The organism is Virgibacillus sp. 7505 (genome assembly GCF_002272135.1).
GTDB lineage: Bacteria > Bacillota > Bacilli > Bacillales > Amphibacillaceae > Terribacillus.
Map to the genome: position 1 here is coordinate 1 of NZ_NPBF01000047.1, position 545 is coordinate 545.

A 545-nucleotide genomic window follows, 5' to 3' on the forward strand; every position below is an offset into this window, starting at 1 on the left:
CACTATCGGTCACTAGGGAGTATTTAGCCTTGGGAGATGGTCCTCCCGGATTCCGACGGGGTTTCACGTGTCCCGCCGTACTCAGGATCCACTCTGGAGGAAACGAAGTTTCAGCTACAGGGCTGTTACCTTCTTCGGCCTGCCTTTCCAGACAGTTCACCTACTCCGTTTCTTGATCACTCCGTTGTTGAGTGTCCTACAACCCCAAGAGGCAAGCCTCTTGGTTTGGGCTGTTTCCGTTTCGCTCGCCGCTACTCAGGAAATCGCATTTGCTTTCTCTTCCTCCGGGTACTTAGATGTTTCAGTTCCCCGGGTCTGCCTCTCGACATCCTATGTGTTCAGATGCCAGTACCATCCCATTACGGATGGTGGGTTCCCCCATTCGGAAATCTCCGGATCGAAGCTTACTTACAGCTCCCCGAAGCCTATCGCGGTTCGTCGCGTCCTTCATCGGCTCCTAGTGCCAAGGCATTCACCGTGCGCCCTTTCTAACTTATCCTTTTTCACGTCAGACAACCGTCGGTTCTCTTTGTGAAATAAAAAAA

At 52.3% G+C, this 545-nt stretch carries 1 rRNA gene; it reads right to left on the reverse strand.

What is annotated here, in order from left to right:
- Nucleotides 1-499, reverse strand: a 23S ribosomal RNA gene (locus CHH91_RS17835); the annotation flags it as partial.
- Nucleotides 500-545 lie beyond the last annotated feature (46 nt).